The following is a 1,223-nucleotide window of genomic DNA, read 5'->3' as shown; positions in this document are numbered from 1 at the left end:
ACCCAACCTTGTATCTCTTCTTGATGAGTGTTTAGCTAGCACTTGTCACATCGGGAAGACAGTGAGCTCGTACCCAACCAGAGTGTGAAAATGCTGTGACGTAGATTGAGCCCTGACTTCCTAACCTCAATTAAACTGAATGGTATCCTAGCGCCCCAACTAAGGGTGACGCTGCATGTACAAGGGGAGTAGATAGAGATGAAAGCTTTTATTGGCATTGATGTGGGTAAAGAAAAGTTAGATATTTCCTGGCTACGCGATGTAGTCAAAAGTAAAAAGAAAACGAAGATTTTTAAAAATAACCCGCAGGGCTATCAAGAGTTAGTTGCCTGGTTGATAAAGAATACAAATTTAAAAGCACAAGACATTGTTATTACAACAGAGCCCACAGGTGTTTATAGCGAGCCGCTGATGTATTTCCTATACGAGCAAGGATTTATTTTATTACATGTAAATCCTGGTAAAGCAAAACAGTACGCAAGTTCATTAGGGCTTGTCCATAAGACAGACAAGTCAGACGCCACAATGCTTGCTCGTTATGGTCATGACCAACAGCACTCACTTTTAAGTTGGCAGCCTGAGCCTGTTGAAGCGAGAGAGTTAAAAGTAATGACGCGTAGACTTGAAGCACTTGAGCAAGACTTACGTCGCGAAGAAAATCGTTATGAAGCTGTTGGTTTCTCAGGTGCATCTACTCGAGTTACTCAGTCAATTGAAGATATGATAGCTGTACTAAAAACTGAGATAGGCAAGCTAAAAAATGACATTGATGAGCATATTGATAGACACCCGCAATTAAAAAAGAACCGCCAATTGCTTCAAAGTATCAAAGGTGTTGGAGAGGTAATATCACGTATGATGGTGTCCTTGATGGCATGTAAACAGTTTAAAAATGCCAAGCAATTAGCTTGTTACTTAGGCTTAATACCTAAGCTTAATGAGTCAGGCAAACGGGCTGGAAAAACAACTTTAAGCAAAGAAGGGCCTGGGTATATAAGGGCTAAATTGTATATGGCTGCTGTAGTCGCTGTACAACATAATCCAGATATAAAAGCCCAAAATAAGCGATTAGTGGGGCAAGGTAAAACAAAAATGCAGGCAATTGGTGCTGCAATGAGAAAGCTGACACATATCTGTTTTGGTGTTGTGAAGAATCAAACTGAATATCAGCCCCAAGCTATTTAAAGAAAGCTTGAGGCTGGTTAGAAGAGATGGTATCTACG

General features: G+C 40.6%; 1 protein-coding gene. It reads left to right on the top strand.

Going from position 1 to position 1,223, the window contains the following annotated elements:
• Nucleotides 1-198 precede the first annotated feature (198 nt).
• The gene (locus GQR46_RS19880) at nucleotides 199-1,185 is read left to right on the top strand and encodes an IS110 family transposase (RefSeq protein WP_165742250.1); all 987 of its coding nucleotides are present in this window, start codon (nucleotides 199-201) and stop codon (nucleotides 1,183-1,185) included.
• Nucleotides 1,186-1,223: the final 38 nt, after the last annotated feature.

This window comes from Pseudoalteromonas sp. Z1A6, assembly GCF_011378745.1.
In the GTDB taxonomy this organism is placed as follows: domain Bacteria; phylum Pseudomonadota; class Gammaproteobacteria; order Enterobacterales; family Alteromonadaceae; genus Pseudoalteromonas; species Pseudoalteromonas arctica.
The sequence above is the reverse complement of the archived record's forward strand: the minus strand, read 5'-3'. Positions and strand labels throughout refer to the sequence as shown.